This is a genomic window from Streptomyces sp. NPDC001604 (assembly GCF_042893475.1).
Taxonomy (GTDB): Bacteria; Actinomycetota; Actinomycetes; order Streptomycetales; family Streptomycetaceae; genus Streptomyces.
The window spans coordinates 214054-229518 of record NZ_JBIAUY010000003.1 but is presented as its reverse complement, the minus strand read 5'-3'; the positions used below and the strand labels follow the sequence as shown (position 1 = coordinate 229518).

General features: G+C 72.4%; 16 protein-coding genes and 2 pseudogenes. 10 read left to right on the top strand and 8 right to left on the bottom strand.

Features of this window, described 5'->3' with window-relative positions:
• Positions 1 to 46: 46 nt before the first annotated feature.
• From ACFY1E_RS10580 to ACFY1E_RS10565, 4 genes and pseudogenes are all read right to left on the bottom strand, one after another.
• On the bottom strand, positions 47 to 1561 hold the full coding sequence (locus ACFY1E_RS10580; RefSeq protein WP_389073793.1) for an amidohydrolase: 1515 nt from the start codon (positions 1559 to 1561) through the stop codon (positions 47 to 49).
• A gap of 43 nt (positions 1562 to 1604) precedes the next feature.
• On the bottom strand, positions 1605 to 2258 hold the full coding sequence (locus ACFY1E_RS10575) for a hypothetical protein (RefSeq protein ID WP_389073790.1): 654 nt from the start codon (positions 2256 to 2258) through the stop codon (positions 1605 to 1607).
• Positions 2259 to 2387: 129 nt separating this feature from the next.
• The gene (locus ACFY1E_RS10570; RefSeq protein WP_389073788.1) at positions 2388 to 4229 is read right to left on the bottom strand and encodes a glycoside hydrolase family 15 protein; all 1842 of its coding nucleotides are present in this window, start codon (positions 4227 to 4229) and stop codon (positions 2388 to 2390) included.
• 226 nt (positions 4230 to 4455) lie between these two features.
• Positions 4456 to 4637, bottom strand: a pseudogene (locus ACFY1E_RS10565) (hypothetical protein); the annotation flags it as partial.
• An 80-nt stretch (positions 4638 to 4717) separates the two neighbouring features.
• On the opposite strand from ACFY1E_RS10565, the gene ACFY1E_RS10560 reads away from it, so the two are divergent.
• Genes ACFY1E_RS10560 through ACFY1E_RS10550 form a run of 3 tightly spaced genes read left to right on the top strand, consistent with a single transcriptional unit; the run spans position 4718 to position 6690 of the window.
• The gene (locus ACFY1E_RS10560; protein ID WP_389073785.1) at positions 4718 to 5599 is read left to right on the top strand and encodes an SIS domain-containing protein; all 882 of its coding nucleotides are present in this window, start codon (positions 4718 to 4720) and stop codon (positions 5597 to 5599) included.
• 28 nt (positions 5600 to 5627) lie between these two features.
• Positions 5628 to 5798, top strand: coding sequence for a hypothetical protein (locus ACFY1E_RS10555; RefSeq protein ID WP_389073783.1), 171 nt, complete (start codon positions 5628 to 5630; stop codon positions 5796 to 5798).
• Positions 5799 to 5829: 31 nt separating this feature from the next.
• Positions 5830 to 6690: a ketose-bisphosphate aldolase gene (locus ACFY1E_RS10550; protein ID WP_389073780.1), complete on the top strand. Its 861-nt coding sequence runs from the start codon at positions 5830 to 5832 to the stop codon at positions 6688 to 6690.
• On the opposite strand, the gene ACFY1E_RS10545 is transcribed toward ACFY1E_RS10550, so the two are convergent.
• Entirely contained in the window at positions 6691 to 7824 is a 1134-nt protein-coding gene (locus ACFY1E_RS10545) for a methyltransferase (protein ID WP_389074884.1), read from the bottom strand.
• A gap of 68 nt (positions 7825 to 7892) precedes the next feature.
• On the opposite strand from ACFY1E_RS10545, the gene ACFY1E_RS10540 reads away from it, so the two are divergent.
• Both ACFY1E_RS10540 and ACFY1E_RS10535 read left to right on the top strand, forming a co-directional pair.
• Entirely contained in the window at positions 7893 to 8534 is a 642-nt protein-coding gene (locus ACFY1E_RS10540; protein ID WP_389073779.1) for an alpha-ketoglutarate-dependent dioxygenase AlkB family protein, read from the top strand.
• A gap of 36 nt (positions 8535 to 8570) precedes the next feature.
• The gene (locus tag ACFY1E_RS10535; protein WP_389073777.1) at positions 8571 to 9812 is read left to right on the top strand and encodes an ROK family protein; all 1242 of its coding nucleotides are present in this window, start codon (positions 8571 to 8573) and stop codon (positions 9810 to 9812) included.
• 163 nt (positions 9813 to 9975) lie between these two features.
• On the opposite strand, the gene ACFY1E_RS10530 is transcribed toward ACFY1E_RS10535, so the two are convergent.
• Positions 9976 to 10284, bottom strand: a complete 309-nt coding sequence (locus ACFY1E_RS10530; RefSeq protein WP_389073774.1) for a hypothetical protein — start codon at positions 10282 to 10284, stop codon at positions 9976 to 9978.
• Positions 10285 to 10387: 103 nt separating this feature from the next.
• On the opposite strand from ACFY1E_RS10530, the gene ACFY1E_RS10525 reads away from it, so the two are divergent.
• The 4 genes from ACFY1E_RS10525 (at position 10388) to ACFY1E_RS10510 (ending at position 14118) form a co-directional block, all read left to right on the top strand.
• Positions 10388 to 11431 carry a LuxR C-terminal-related transcriptional regulator gene (locus ACFY1E_RS10525; protein ID WP_389073772.1) on the top strand — a complete coding sequence of 348 codons (1044 nt, stop codon included), beginning with the start codon at positions 10388 to 10390 and terminating at the stop codon, positions 11429 to 11431.
• Positions 11432 to 11456: 25 nt separating this feature from the next.
• Positions 11457 to 11912, top strand: a complete 456-nt coding sequence (locus ACFY1E_RS10520; RefSeq protein WP_389073770.1) for an RpiB/LacA/LacB family sugar-phosphate isomerase — start codon at positions 11457 to 11459, stop codon at positions 11910 to 11912.
• A gap of 74 nt (positions 11913 to 11986) precedes the next feature.
• Positions 11987 to 13165 carry a PfkB family carbohydrate kinase gene (locus tag ACFY1E_RS10515; protein ID WP_389073768.1) on the top strand — a complete coding sequence of 393 codons (1179 nt, stop codon included), beginning with the start codon at positions 11987 to 11989 and terminating at the stop codon, positions 13163 to 13165.
• Positions 13162 to 14118 carry a pseudouridine-5'-phosphate glycosidase gene (locus tag ACFY1E_RS10510; RefSeq protein ID WP_389073766.1) on the top strand — a complete coding sequence of 319 codons (957 nt, stop codon included), beginning with the start codon at positions 13162 to 13164 and terminating at the stop codon, positions 14116 to 14118. Before ACFY1E_RS10515 ends, ACFY1E_RS10510 begins: the two co-directional genes overlap by 4 nt.
• A gap of 15 nt (positions 14119 to 14133) precedes the next feature.
• Here the strand turns inward: ACFY1E_RS10510 and ACFY1E_RS10505 are convergent.
• A pseudogene (locus ACFY1E_RS10505) lies at positions 14134 to 14344 on the bottom strand (LysR substrate-binding domain-containing protein); the annotation flags it as partial.
• A 168-nt stretch (positions 14345 to 14512) separates the two neighbouring features.
• On the opposite strand from ACFY1E_RS10505, the gene ACFY1E_RS10500 reads away from it, so the two are divergent.
• Positions 14513 to 15040: an SMI1/KNR4 family protein gene (locus ACFY1E_RS10500; RefSeq protein WP_389073764.1), complete on the top strand. Its 528-nt coding sequence runs from the start codon at positions 14513 to 14515 to the stop codon at positions 15038 to 15040.
• Positions 15041 to 15049: 9 nt separating this feature from the next.
• Here ACFY1E_RS10500 and ACFY1E_RS10495 read toward each other — a convergent pair whose 3' ends face one another.
• Positions 15050 to 15445 (bottom strand): tautomerase family protein, encoded by a 396-nt coding sequence (locus ACFY1E_RS10495; protein ID WP_389073761.1) that lies wholly within the window; start codon positions 15443 to 15445, stop codon positions 15050 to 15052.
• Positions 15446 to 15465 lie beyond the last annotated feature (20 nt).

Here is a 15465-nt window from a genome sequence, read left to right as displayed (position 1 = left end):
ATTCCGGGACCGGCCATGAATGGTCTGCCGGTACGGCCGTTCGCCGTCAGTGCGGCCCGTGCGTCCACCGCCCGCCCAGCATGGTGGCGTGCACCGGCATCTCCCGCAGGGTGCGCGCGTCCGCCTCGGTGGGGTCCGCGTCCACGACCACCAGGTCGGCCGCGTCGCCGACCCGCAGCTGCGTACGTCCCCGTGCCGATGCGGCGAGCGCCGCCGTTACCGGGATCCGCTGCTCGGGATGCCAGGCGGGCCGCTCGTCGACCGTCCGGTGTACGGCCGCCGCGATGCCCAGCCAGGGGTCGAGCGGGGAGACGGGAGCGTCGGAGCCGAACTCCAGCCGGGCTCCGGACGCCAGCAGGTCGCTGTAGGCGAAGGCGCGGCCGGTGCGCCCGGCCCAGTGGTGGTCCGCCACATCGCGGTCGTCGGTGGCGTGCGCGGGCTGCACCCCGGCGGTGACTCCCAGCGCCGCGAACCGCGGCACATCGGCCGCCGTCAGCAGCTGGGCGTGCTCGATGCGCCCCCGGCAGCCGACCTCTGCGAACGCGTCGAGCGCGAGGGCGTTGGCCCGGTCGCCGATCGCGTGCACGGCGGGCTCGATGCCATGGGCGGCGGCACGCCGCATCAGACGGACCAGTTCCTCGTACGCGGTCTCCTGGATGCCGTATGCCTCCTTCGTGCCCTCAAGGCCCGGGTAGGGGTCGCAGCACAGCGCCGTCCGCGTGTTGAGGGAACCGTCCGTGAACAGCTTGAGCGGGCCGACCCGGACCAGGCCTCCGGTGCCCGGCAGAAGGTCACCCGTCCCCAGCCCGCGATCGACGACCCCGGCCAGGTGCCGGGGGTGGACGGCGGCCTGCACCCGTACGGCGAGCGCCGCACTCGCCGTCCGGCGACTCCAGTCGGCGAGGTTGTCGGAGAAGTGGAAGTCGATGATGCCCGTCACGCCCCGCGCGGCCGCATCCCGGCAGGCTTGGGCCACCCACTCGTCGAGGACCTCGTCGGGCACCTCGGGGAGCGCCTCCATGGCCTCGAAGCACTCGTGCTCGCGCAGCAGTCCCGTCGCGTGGTCGCCGCGGCCGACCAGCGCCAGGCACGCCGAGTTCAGCCAGACGGCATGCAGATCGGCGCTGATCAGCGCGACCGGCCGGTCCGGGCACACGGAGTCGAGCAGCGCCCTGTGGGGCGTGTCCGGCCACAGGGCGTCCCGGAAGCCCTGTCCCATGACCATCTCGTCCGCGGGCAGACCGGTCGCGTGCAGACGTACGGTTTCAGCGACCGCCCGCGCGGACTCCAGCCCGGCGAGATCGACCCGATGACGGTTGCCGGCCCACTGCGCCGCGTGCACATGGGCGTCCCACAGGCCCGGCAGTACGGTCCGCCCGTCCAGGTCGAGCACCGGGCCGCCGAGATCCCTCGCCACCTCGACGGCGACGACCCGGCCGTCCGCGATGCGCACGCTGCCCAGCGGGCCTCCGGCGCCCAACCTCACCCGGGAGAGCGTCAGTGCGGGTGGTGCGCCGAGTTCGTCCGCAGCGGGGCCGGGTATGCCGTCGAGGCTCGTCATCAAGGCTCCAGTGGGTGAGGTCCCCGGTGATCCGCGTCCGAGGCTACGCGGCGATGGAGTCGTGCAGGCAAGTGGAGCTCCGGTAGGTGGAGATGCCGACGGCCAGTAGCCAGTAGCTGAGGACGGCCCCCATCAGAGCGGTCGTGCCCCAGCCGTTCGCCGCGTAGAAGTGCGCGGGTGTGTTGCCGAAGAACAGGGACGGTACGAAGGCCAGGTTGATCGCGGCCAGGACGTAGGCCGAGCGGCTGATCCAGCGGTGCAGGACGTCGGTGCGTGCGACGGTGTAGCCGACCGCCGTCAGGAACAGGCCCAGCATCAGCCGGGAGATCGACCCGTAGAGGATGTAGGTGCCGCTGACCGTGATGGTCGGATCGACCGGACGGTCGGCGGCGATGACGGCGCCGGCCTCAAGGCCCATGGAGACCAGGGTGATCGTCGCGTAGACCAGCCCCGTGGCGGAGGCGATCGAGCCTGCCCACTCGTAGCCGGGATGCGTGCGTTTGACCAGTTCACGGAAGGCCGTCACGAACACGACCAGGCAGGCCAGGGCGACGATTCCGAGCAGCAGCCGGGCGAGCACGTTCGTGTCCGGCGGCGGGCCCGAGTAGACGAAGTACAGGGGTACTTCGACGATGAGTGCGACCGCGGCGGCGATGCCGGCGACGCCTGTCAGGCGCCTGGCGAAGGTTTCGGTCATGGGTGTTCCCCCGAGTCCGTGAGGTGGATTCCGCGTCGGCCCGTGTGCCGACGTCAGGAATCCTTCCGGCCGCGGGGCCCGCCGTCGCTGGGCCTGAGGACCGGACCCACGGTGTCCTCAGCACCACCCTCAGCCCAGGGCCTTGTCCAGGTTGAAGGCGGCGCTGATGAGGGCCAGATGCGTGAATGCCTGTGGGAAGTTGCCCTGTTGCTCGCCGGTGTGGCTGATCTCCTCGGCGTACAGGCCCAGATGGTTGGCGTAGGTGAGCATCTTCTCGAAGGCGAGGCGTGCCTCGTCTATGCGGCCGGCGTGGACCATGGCCTCGACGTACCAGAACGAGCAGATGGAGAACGTGCCTTCGTCGCCGCGCAGCCCGTCGGGGCTCGCCATCGGGTCGTAGCGGTAGACGAGGGAGTCGGACACCAGGTCGTGGGTGAGCGCGTCGAGGGTGGACAGCCACTTGGGGTCGGTGGGTGCGATGAACTTCGTCAGCGGCATCATCAGGACGGCCGCGTCGAGCACGTCGTCCCCGTCCTCGTGCTGGACGAACGCCTGCCGGGTCTCGGACCAGCCCCGCTTCATGATCCGCCGGTAGATCGTGTCGCGGGACTCGCGCCAGCGGGGCAGGTCGGCGGGCAGACCGCGGCGGTTGGCCATGCGGATGGCCCGCTCGATGGCCACCCAGCACATCAGGCGGGAGTACAGGAAGTTCTTGCGGCCGCCGCGGGTCTCCCAGATGCCCTCGTCGGGCTGGTCCCAGTGCTGGCACACCCACTCCACCAGCATGCACACGTCGTCCCACTGGGCGCTGGATATGGGCTGGGCCCACTTGTCGTAGAGGTAGATCGAGTCGATCAGCGCGCCGTAGATGTCGAGCTGGAGCTGGTCGGCGGCCGCGTTGCCGATCCGTACCGGCGCGGAGCCCTGATGGCCTTCCAGATGGTCGAGTTCGAGCTCGGTGAGGTCGGTGCGGCCGTCGATGCCGTACATGATCTGCAGGGGTGCGGAGTCTCCGTCGGCCGACGGACTGACGTGCCGGGTCAGGAAGTTCATGAACGCCTCGGCCTCTTCGGTGAAGCCGAGCCGCAGCAGCGCGTAGACGGCGAAGGCGGCGTCACGCACCCATACGTACCGGTAGTCCCAGTTGCGTTCGCCGCCCAGCTGCTCGGGCAGGCTCGTGGTCGGCGCGGCCACGATCGCGCCGGTGGGCGCGTAGGTGAGCAGCTTCAGGGTGAGGGCGGAGCGGTGCACCATCTCACGCCAGCGGCCACGGTACTTGGACGCCGACAGCCAGCGCCGCCAGTACGCCACCGTCGTGCCGAACTGCTCCTCCGCCTCCAGCTTCGCGCACCGGCGCGGCTCCACGTCGCCGCCGACCTGGTCCAGCGCGAACACCGCGGTCTCGCCCTCGGAGAGCTTGAAGTCGGCCCGCACGTCAGGCCCGTCGGCCTCCAGTGGCACCGTCGCCGTCAGTGCGAGCGACAGCTCCTCGGATGCGAACACCGCGACCTCGCCGACCAGGCGCACGGTGTGCGGCCGGGTGCCGTAGTCGAAGCGCGGGGCGACCCGCGTGCGGAACGGGATGGAGCCGCGCACGCACACCACCCGCCGGATCAGCCGGTGGCGCTCGGTCTCGACGTTGCCGCCGTTCAGGGGCATGAAGTCCTGCACCTCGCCGACGCCGTCCTCGGTGAAGAACCGGGTGATCAGCACGTTGGTGTCGGGGAAGTAGAACTGCTTCGTCTTCGCCGGCACGGACGCCGCCAGCTCGAAGGAGCCGCCGCGTTCCGCGTCCAGGATCGCCGCGAAGACGCTCGGCGCGTCGAAGGCCGGGCAGCAGTACCAGTCGATGGTGCCGTCGGTGCCCACGAGGGCCACGCTGCGCAGATCGCCGATCAGTCCGTGCTCGGCGATCGGCAGATACCGGGCAGCGGCCCCCGGGACGCCGTGGTCGATCGCTCCTGAGCCCATCGCAGCCTCCCTGCCCCGACCCGCATCCGCGCTCCCAGCCTAGGCCGAATCAACGGGCCGGGCGTGTGGATCGCGGGGGCCGGGGCGCACTGTCGGGAGTCAGATCGTGCCGGCCGTGATCCCCGCCTTCTGGAAGCGCCCCATCGTGTCCACGCTCGCCGCGGTGTCGGTGACCAGGCGTCCACGGACTCGAACGCGCGATGCAGCCGGTTGCTCGCGCATCGACTCGTCCCGTCTTGTAGCGCAGCGGCTGCTCGTACGAGGCCTCGTGCACCCCCGGCGCCGCCCCGGGTGAGGACGAGCGTCCGAGGCCGCCTCCTCGACGTCCAGCCGGCCGCGCTCGACGAGTAGTTCCAGCAGCGACTGCCATCGGCCGTCACGTGCCCTGCGTGCGTCCGAATGCTTGATTCTGCTCGAAAGCTCGCTATATCTTGCAAGAACAATCAAGCATGTCACCGCGTGAGGATCGGAACAGGGGAGGGCCCGGTATGACCCATGTCGAGGACGAGCTGACCAGCCAGCCCGAGAGCTGGATACGGGCCGCGTCGGAGGCCGACCGGCACCGCGGGACGCTCCCGGCGCCGGGGGAGCGGGTCGCGATCGTCGGGTGTGGCACCTCGTACTTCATGGCGCAGGCGGCCGCCGCACTGCGTGAGGGCGCGGGACAGGGCGAGACGGACGCCTTCGCCGCCTCCGAGTTCCCTCACGGCCGCTCGTACGACCGTGTCGTCGCCCTCACGCGTTCCGGCACCACCACTGAAGTCCTCGACCTGCTCGGCCGGTTGAAGGGACGTACGCGGACCACGGCGATCACCGCCGACCCGGACACACCCGTCATGGCGGCCGCCGACGACCTCGTCGTGCTCGACTACGCGGACGAACGGTCCGTCGTGCAGACGCGTTTCGCGACGACCGCGCTGACCCTGCTCCGCGCCCATCTGGGCCTGCACACCGACACCGTCGTCGCCGACGCCCGCACCGCCCTGACGACCCCGTTGCCCGAAGGGCTCGTCGCCTGCACCCAGTTCACCTTCCTGGGGCGGGGCTGGACGGTGGGCCTGGCCAACGAGGCCGGCCTGAAGATGCGCGAGGCCTCACTCGCCTGGACCGAGACCTACCCGGCGATGGAGTACCGGCACGGCCCCATCAGCATCACCACCCACGGCACGGCGACCTGGATGCTCGGCGAAGCCCCCGAGGGCCTGGCCGAGCAGGTGCGCGCCACCGGCGGGCTGTGGATCGCGGGCGGCCTCGACCCGCTCGCCGAACTGGTCCGCGCCCAGCGCCTCGCGGTCGCCGTCGCCGCGGCCCGCGGCCTCGACCCGGACCAGCCGCGCCACCTCACCCGCTCGGTGATCCTTGCGCCCTGAGCGCCCCGGAAAGCCCGAAGGAGAAGCCGTGCTGCTCGTCACGACCGGCGAACTGGTCACCCGGGCCGCCGCCGCGCGCCGCGCCGCCGCGCGCCGCGCCGCCGCGCGCCGCGCCGCCGCGCGCCGCGCCGTCGCGGCCCGCGGGTTCGATTCGGGCCGACTGAGCCATCTCGCCTGCTCCGTGGCCCTCGCGCCCTGACGCACCCAGAAAACGCTGGAAGGGAGAAGCCGTGCCGCTCGTCACCACCGGCGAACTCGTCACCCGGGCCGCCGTCGGGCGCTCCGCCGTTGCCGCCTTCAACATCATCACCCTCGAACACGTCGAGGCCGTCATCGCCGGCGCCGAGTCCGCCGAGGCGCCCGTCGTCCTCCAGGTCAGCGAGAACGCCGTCAAGTTCCGCTACGGCCGGCTGCTCCCGCTCGCCCGCGCGGCCGTCGCCGCCGCCGAACGCGCCTCCGTGCCGGTCGCGCTGCACCTCGACCACGTCCAGAGCGACGACCTGCTGCGCCAGGCGGCGGACGCCGGATTCAGCTCCGTGATGTACGACGCGGCCCGCCTGCCCTACGAGCAGAACCTCGCCGCGACCAGAGCCGCCGTCGACTGGGCGCACGCTCAAGGCCTCTGGATCGAGGCCGAGTTGGGGCAGGTCGGCGGCAAGGCGGGTGAGACCCCGCTGGACGCCCACGCGCCCGGTGCCCGCACCGACCCCGCCCAGGCGCGCGCCTTCGTCGCCGACTCCGGCGTGAACGCCCTCGCCGTCGCCATCGGCAGCAGCCACGCCATGACCACCCGCACCGCATCCCTCGACCACGACCTCCTCAAGCGTCTTTCGGCCGCCCTGGACGTGCCCCTCGTCCTGCACGGCTCCTCGGGCGTGCCGGACCACGAACTCGCCGCGGCGGTCGCGGGCGGCATCGCCAAGGTGAACGTCGGCACGGCCCTCAACATCGCCATGACGGGCGCGATCCGCGACTTCCTCGACGCCCATCCCGAGGCGGTCGACTCACGCAAGTACCTGAGCGTGGGGAGGGAGGCGATGGTGCGGGCGGTGACCGGGATCATCCGGACCGTCGGCATGCCCGCCGCCTGATCACTTCCTGACGGCCTTCAGCACCACGAACTTCGGGTCACTGGCGACCAGTTGACTGTTGCCGAACACCTGGCGCAGCTTCACGTGGTACCCCAGGTGCCGGTTGCCGACAACCCACATCTCACCACCGGGACGCAGCACGCGCCGCGCCCCGGTGAACATCCGCCACGCCGTCGCGTCGGTCGTCGCCTGGTGCGAATGGAACGGCGGATTGCTCAGCACGAGGTCGACACTCCCGTCCGGCAGCCCCGCCAGCCCGTCACCGACCCGGAACTCCGCGTGCCCGGGCACCCCGTTCGCCTTGTACGTCGCCTCCGCCGAGGCCACCGCCTGGAACGACTCGTCGACGAACAGCACCTCGGCCGACGGCTCGGCCACCGCCACCGCCGTACCGACCACGCCGTTGCCGCAGCCCAGGTCCACCACCCTCCGGCCGCCCAGCGCGGCGGGCAGGTGCTGCAGGAAGAAGCGGGTGCCGATGTCGAGGCGGTCGGCGCAGAAGACGCCCGCGTGGTTGACCACGGTGCGCCCGGAGACCGGGCCGATGCCCTCGGGCAGCGCATAGCTGTACGGCCACGGGTTCGCGGGCCGCTCCAGCGCGGTGTCCGGCGTGCAGAAGATCAACCGCGCCTTCCGCTCGGCCAGCGAGGTGCGGGTCGGCCCCAGGATCCGCTCGAACAGCTGCAGTGTCGAGGTGTGGATCTCCTTCACCATCCCGGTGCCGACGACGACCGTCCCCTCGTGCACCGCGGGCGCCAGCCGCAGCAACTGGTCCTCCAGGAGCGCGAGACTCTTGGGGACCCTGACCAGGAGGACGTCGATGCGGTCGGGCGGCGGGTCCTGCGTGGTCAGCAGCCGTACGGCACCGGTCTCGACGCCGGCCCTTGCCAGGTTCGCGCGTGTCGCCTCCTGCGCCAGGAACGAGTCGGTGATCTGCACCGGCCGGTGCGCCGCGAGCGCGGTGACCAGGGCGCCCCAGCGGTCGCCGAGCACCACGACCGTGCCGGACAGCGGGACCTTCTCGGCTTCGAGGTGCCTGAGCAGGTACTCGTCGGAGGCGTCCCAGGCACGCAGCCTCTCGCGCGGGTCCTCGGGGAAACGGGCCAGCGCGAGCTCGCCCCACGGCGTCGTCATACGGTCGTTCATCGTGCGTCAAGGCTAGCCGAGCCGCAGCTCACGGCCGGTGGGGGAGGATGGATGACATGGATGCCGAGCTGTTCCCACGGGAGCGCACGGAGGTTGCGCCCGGCGCGGTGCACGTGCCCGGCTGGCTGGCCGCGGACGCCCAGCGCGAGCTGCTGGACGCCTGCCGCGCGTGGGCGCGCCCACCGGCCGGCCTGCGCACGGTGCGCACGCCCGGCGGCGGCACGATGACCGCCCGGCAGGTCTGCCTCGGCCGGCACTGGTACCCGTACGGCTACGCCCGCACAGTGGTCGACGGAGACGGCGCTCCGGTGAAGCCGTTCCCGGCCTGGCTGGGCGAAGTCGGCCGACGCGCGGTACTGGAGACACTCGGCGAGCCGGCGGCACCGTACGACATCGCACTGATCAACTTCTACGACGCCGAAGCCCGCATGGGCATGCACCGCGACAGCGACGAGAAGTCCGACGCACCGGTGGTCTCCCTGAGCCTCGGCGACACCTGCGTCTTCCGCTTCGGCAACACCGAGACCCGCACGAAGCCGTACACGGATGTCGAGCTGCGCAGCGGCGATCTGTTCGTGTTCGGCGGACCGTCCCGGCTCGCCTACCACGGGGTGCCGCGGGTGTACGCGGGCACCGCGCCCGCGGAGTTGGGGCTGACGGGACGGCTGAACATCACGCTTCGGGTCAGCGGCCTGTAGCCCGGCGTAACTGCGGATCATGGGAGACTCGCCCTCATGAGCGGCAAGGCGGACCCCCGGCAGACGGGGGAAGGGAGCACCTCGAGGACGCGGTTGGACCGGGGGCGCGGTGCGCTCGGGCCCGCGTTGGAGCTCGTGCACACCGGGCGGGCGCCCACGAGGGCGGTGCTCACCGCCGAGCTCGGCGTCACGCGGGCCACGGCCGGCGCGGTCGCGGCGGAACTGGAGGCGCTCGGGCTGATCCGGGTCGACGCCCGGCCCGGCGCGGCGGCCGGCTCGCAGGGCAGGCCCTCGCACCGGCTGGCGGTCGCCGAGGAGGGCCCGGTCGTCCTCGCCGCACAGGTGCACGCCGACGGGTTCCGGGCGGCGCTGGTGGGTCTCGGCGGCCGCATCGTCGCCACCGCGCCGGGCTGCGAGACGGTCGACGCCGACCCGGCGAAGGTCCTCGGCTCGGTCGTGGAGGCGGGCGCCGAGCTGTTGCGTTCGACGGGACGGCGCTGCGTGGGCGCAGGGCTCGCCGTACCGTCCGCGGTCGCCGAACCGGACGGCCTGGCTCTCAACCCCCTGCATCTGGCGTGGCCCGTCGGTGCACCGGTCCGCCGTATCTTCGCGGAGTGCGTGCGCGCGGCCGGAATCACCGGGCCCGCCTTCGCCGGCAACGACGTCAACCTCGCCGCGCTCGCCGAGCACCGGCACGGCGCGGGCCGCGGCGCCCGGGACCTGCTGTGCGTGGCCACCGGCCACCGCGGCGTCGGCGGCGCGCTGGTCCTGGACGGCCGCCTGCACACGGGCAGTTCGGGGCTGGCCCTGGAGGTCGGTCACCTCACCGTCAACCCCGAGGGCCGTCCCTGCCACTGCGGCAGCCGCGGCTGCCTCGACGTCGAGGCAGACCCGCTGGCCCTGCTCACCGCCGCGGGCCGCGATCCCGGCCCCGAGGTCAACCTCCTCCGGCAGGCCGACGACCTGATCCGCCACCACTACGACGACCCCGCCATCCGCACCGCCGCCGAGGCCCTCATCGACCGCCTCGGCCTCGGTCTCGCGGGCCTGGTCAACATCCTCAACCCCGACCGCATCATCCTCGGCGGCCTCCACCGCACCCTCCTCGACGCCGACCCCGAGCGTTTGCACGCCGTCGTCGCCGACCGCAGCCTGTGGGGCCAGAGCGGCGGCGTCCCCATCCTCGCCTGCACCCTCGACCACAACAGCCTGGTCGGCGCCGCCGAGTTGGCGTGGCAGCCGGTACTGGACGATCCGCTGGGGGCGCTCACGCGGTGAGACCGCCGACGCCCTTGGTCGGTTCGTCTGCCAACGGCTCCGGCAGATGTGGTGTGTAGGGCAACGGAAGGCGGACGACGGCGAGTTCGGCACGCTCCGTGGCCGGATCTCCGCCGGGTCGCGTCCGGCGCGGCTGCAGTGCTTGCCCAGGGCCTCGCGTGATTCAGGACAGCGGGTCGAGCGCGGGCCCCTCCTCGGCCGTCTCCAGGATGCGCGTCCGCGGCGCACCGGACAGGGCGGGTGCGTTGTCCGGCGAGGACCACACCGTCGTCCTGAGGAAACCCAGGAACCGCTCCGCGTCCGCCACGTCGTCGAAGTCCAGGTCGATGACGACGTAGGAGGGATCGCCGACCGGGCGCTGCACACGGTGCCGCCGTACGCCCGCGCTCTTCCGGGCGGACGCGAAGTGGTCGAAAGCAGTCTTCCAGGTGGCGAAGTCCGTGATCGGGTGCTCGATGTGCAGGGTCGGCATGGCTCCTCCTCAGGGTTCTCGCGGGGCACCTCCATGCTGGGCGGCGGGCCGGACCGCCGTACATCCCAGATGTGTGGGGGACGGCGCGGCGTACGCTCGGATCATGGCCGACCAGGACCGGCTCTCAGCCCGCCACGAGCGCACCGTCCGGCTGTGCGAGGCCGGCGGCGACGCACGGGAACTGCGCCTGCGGCTCCTGGACGAGCTGCGGGCCGCCGTCGGGTTCGACGCGTACGCGTTCCTGCTGACCGACCCGGAGACCACGGTCGGCTGTGCACCGATCGCCGACGTCCCCTCTCTGGCGGAGCTGCCCCGGCTGATCCGTCTCAAGTACCTGACGCCGACCGGCCGGTGGACCGCGATCCGTGACCTCGCCCTGCTCAGCGACCACCCCGAGCTCGCGCGCGGTCCGCTCTGGCACGACCTGCTGCGGCACTACGGCGTCCGGGACGTCGCCTCGATGGTCTTCAGGGACCGCCACGGCACCTGGGGCTTCCTCGACCTGTGGCGCGGCGACCGCGAGTTCACCCGCGCGGAAGCCGCCCACCTGGCCGGGCTCACCGCGCCGGTCACCACCGCCCTCCGCCGCACCCAGGCCGCCACCTTCGTCGTACGGCCGCACCGGACAACGCGCCCCGGCCCGCTGGTGCTGCTGCTCTCACCCGGTCTCGACGTGCTCGGCCAGACCCCCGAGACGCACGCCTACTTGCGCGTCCTCGTGCCGCCCGAGCAGGGGCGGCCACCCGTTCCGGCCGGCGCCTACAACGTGGCCGCGCAACTCCTCGCCGTGGAGGCGGGCGTGGACACCCATCCGCCACGCGCGCGCGTGCACCTCACCGACGGGCTGTGGCTGACCCTGCGCGCCGCCCGGCTCGGGGAGGAAGGGCCGCCGGAGCAGCGCACCATCGCCGTCACCATCGAGGAGGCCGCACCGGGCGAACGGCTGGCCGTCTTCGGCCGGGCCTTCGCCCTCAGCGCGCGCGAGCGCGAACTGCTCGGCCTGCTCACCAAGGGCGCCGACAGCCACACCGTGGCCCGCAGCATGTACGTCACCGAGCACACCGTGCAGGACCACCTCAAGTCCGTGTTCGCGAAGACCGGCACGCACAACCGACGGGACCTGCTCACCCGCGCACTGGGGGCGTGAGCCCGGCGGAGTTAGGCTCCGGAACATGCGGATCTCGGTTTCCTCGGACATGGACGAACCCGTGGCGCGCTCGCTCGTCGCGGAACTGGGCAGGCGCGGCCACGAGGTCGTGCCCCATGGGGCACTGAGCCCCGGGGACGACCCCCAGTGGGCCGCGTGCTCCGAGGCCGCGGCCCGCGAGGTCGCCGAGGGAAGCGCCGACCAGGCGGTCGTGTGCTGCTGGACCGGCACGGGCGCGTCCATCGCCGCCAACAAGGTGCCCGGCGTACGGGCCGCCCTGTGCACCGACGCGTACACGGCGGACGGCGCCCGCCGCTGGAACGACGCCAATGTGCTGGCGCTCAGCCTGCGTCTGACCTCCGAGCCGCTGCTCAAGGAGATCCTCGACGCCTGGTTCGCGGCGCAGCCCAGCCAGGACGCAGAGGACCGGGAGAACGTGGAGCGCGTGGGCCGGCTCGACACCGGCAGGACCGCCCGCTGACGACGCGCACCGCCGCTCAAGACCCGACGATCCCCTCTTGCTTACTTCGATAAAGGCGCTTTAACTTTGTCAGCATGATGTTGACCCAGCGGGAGCGCGAGATCATCGCGCTGCTGCGCCGCGACCCGCTGGCCGGGCCGCAGGCGATCGCCGACGCCCTCGGCAGCACCCGGGCCGCGGTGAACGTGCACCTGTCCAACCTGGGCAAGAAGGGCGCCATCCTCGGCCGCGGCTACATCCTCCGCGAGGAGAACGCCGTCGTGGTCGTGGGCGGGGCCAACGTCGACGTGAAGGTACGCAGCCTCGCCCCCGTACGGCAGCGCACCAGCAACCCGGGGCGGGCCGGCACCACCGCGGGCGGCGTCGGCCGCAACATCGCGGAGAACCTGGCGCGGCTGGGCACCCCGACCCATCTCATCGCCGCCGTCGGCCGGGACGCGGCGGGCGAGCGGCTCCTGGCCGAGACCGCGGCGGCCGGGGTGCGCCTCGACCACGTGCACCGCAGCGCCCACCCGACGGGGACCTACACGGCGGTCCTCGACGCCGACGGGGACCTGGTCGTGGCGGTCGCCGACATGGCGGCCACCGAAGCCCTGGCGCCCGAGGACCTGCACCCGGCCCGCGAACTGATCGCCCACGCCGACATGCTGGTCCTGGACGGCAATCTGCCCGCCGAGGTGCTGGCCCACGCGATGGACGTCGCGCAGCCCGCCGCCGTACCGGTGGTGATCGACCCGGTCAGCGCCCCCAAGGCGGCCCTGCTCGCACCGCTGCTCACCGCCCGCCGCCCCGTCTTCGCCCTCACCCCGAACCTCGACGAGCTACGGGCCCTGCTGGGTCGGCCCGTCGGCGACGGCGAGGCCGAGGTGACGGCCGCTGCCGACACACTGCATGCCCGCGGGGTGCGCCATGTGTGGGTACGGCTCGGGGCGCGCGGCAGCATCCTGAGCACCGCCGGCGCGGAGGCGACCTTCCTGCCCGCGCCGCCCGCCGAGGTCGCCGACGTCACCGGCGCCGGGGACGCGATGCTCGCCGCGTTCGTCCACGCCCTGCTGGCAGGCGGCGACCCGGTGGACGCCGCCCGCTACGGGCACGCGGCCGCGGCCCTGACGGTGCAGAGCCCGGCGACGGTACGCCCCGACCTGACCCCGCGTCTGGTCGAGGACGCGCTGACCGACCCGACCGAACCGAACGAGCCGACCGACTCGAACGATCCGAACGACCTGAACGATCCGATGCGGAGCCAGAAATGATCACGCCCACCCCCGCCCCGACTCCCGCGACCCCCGTCCCGCATCCGCGTCTCGTGCTGACCGACGAGGTCCGCGAGGCGCTGCGCGACGGGCGTCCCGTCGTGGCGCTGGAGTCGACGATCATCAGTCACGGCATGCCGTACCCGCAGAACGTGCAGATGGCCGTGGAGGTCGAGCAGATCATCCGCGAGGGCGGCGCCGTCCCTGCCACGATCGCCGTCCTGCACGGCCGGCCCCACATCGGGCTGACCCAGGCGGACCTGGAACTCCTCGCGACCGCTCCGGACGTCACCAAGGCCAGCGTCCGCGACCTCGCCTATGTCATCGCGCGCGGCGCCCACGGCGCGACGACGGTCGCCGCGACCATGCGGCTGGCCGCGCTCGCCGGCATCCGTACGTTCGTCACCGGAGGCATCGGCGGCGTGCACCGCGGCGCGCCGACGACGTTCGACATCAGCGCCGACCTGACGGAGTTGGCCGCGACCGGCGTCGCGGTGATCAGCGCGGGCGTCAAGAGCATCCTCGACATCGGCCTGACCCTGGAGACGCTGGAGACCCTGGGCGTGCCGGTCCTGACCTACGGCACGGACGAGTTCCCGGCGTTCTACTCGCGTCGCAGCGGCTTCACCTCGCCCATGCGCGTGGACTCGCCCGCCGAGATCGCCGCCGTGATGCACGCCCGCTGGGACCTCGGCATCCCCGGCGGCGTCAGCATCGCCAACCCCGTGCCCGAGGACGAGGAGGTCCCGGCCGAGCGCATGGACGGCGTCATCGCCCAGGCCCTCGCCGAGATGGACAAGGCCGGCATCACCGGCAAGGACACCACCCCCTACCTCCTCGGCCGGATCGTCGAGCTCACCGGCGGCGAGAGCCTGCGCACCAACATCGCCCTGGTCAAGAACAACGCCCGGCTCGGCGCGCGCATCGCCGTCGAGTACGCCAAGCTCGGCTGATCCCCGGCCCTCGGCTCACAGGCTCCACAGCGCCGCCACCAACGGCCGCCGCAGATCCGCCCGCCGTACGCACAGCCCGCCTCGGGAACGGCTCCGGCGGCGGATCCGCGGGAACCACCGCCCGCCGGTCGCGCACCGCACTGTGCTCCAGTACGAGCCGGGGGACCACGCCCGTGCCGCAGCCCAGGGCGACCAGCGTCAACAGCCCTTCGAGGCCGTCCGGTTCAGTCTTCGTCGCCACCATGACCGCCCAGGTCGACGAGTTCGCCGAACGCGGCCACCCCTGGAGATCGTCAACGAGTCCGTCATCGAGGACGTCGACTCCCTGCTGCCCTGAATGCACGCATCTCCGTCTCCCAGGGGCGTTGTCAGTGGCGGCGGCTAGCCTGCGGGCATGATCGAGACGATCGGCGACGACCGCCGCTTTCCGTCCGCCCTGGCCGCCGTGGCCGGGGTGGAGTTCGACTACGACGACGGCGAGGGCATCGACTTCGAGCCCTATGACGCGTTCGACTCCGCGGAGGAGACCACCGACTGGATCCGGCACTGGACCGGCAACCACGAACTGGACGGCGACGCCTACCGGGTCTTCGGCCAGGACGGCACCGGAGGCCTCGCCGCCCTCTGGTGCGCGCGTCCCGGCCGGCCCCTCGCCGAACAGCCCGTGGTGTTCCTGGGGTCGGAGGGGGAGCGGGGCGTCATCGCCGGAAACCTCTCCGACTTCCTGTGGGTGCTGGCCGACGGACTGGGCCCGATGGAGGTCATCGAGTACGAGCAGCGCGAGTCCCGCCCGAACCCGACGCTGGCGGAACTGGCCGAGCGGCACGCCGGCACCCCGCGCCGGACCGCCCGGGAGATCGTCGCCGAGGCGCAGGCCGAGTTCCCGACCTTCTGCGAGGACCTGGACGAGCTCTGCCGTTGATGCGACCGGTCAGGAGCAGGCCGCATCCAGGTACTGCGCCGCCCCGTGACCGAGCGACCAGTCGGCCGGCCCGTTCTCGGTCACGGTGACGAAAACGTTCCGCGGCTCGGTCCCCGCGTGGGCCTGGGCGAGTTCGACGATCCGTCGGTACAACGCCCGTTTCTGAGCAGCGGTGCGGCCGGAGCGCATCGTGATCGCGACATAGACGATGCCGTCGTCGCGCTGCACGCCGAGGTAACTGCCGTACCGCAGTGTGCTGTTGGTGCCGTCGTGCCCGGTCAGGATCTGGAAGTGGTCGTCGCCGGGGATGCCGAGCGTCTCCACCAACGCCTCGTGCACGGCTCGGCCGAGCGCGTCGAGGCGTGCCGGATCGGCTCCCAGTGCGTCGATACGGACCAAGGGCATGGGCGGTGGTCCTCCGTTCC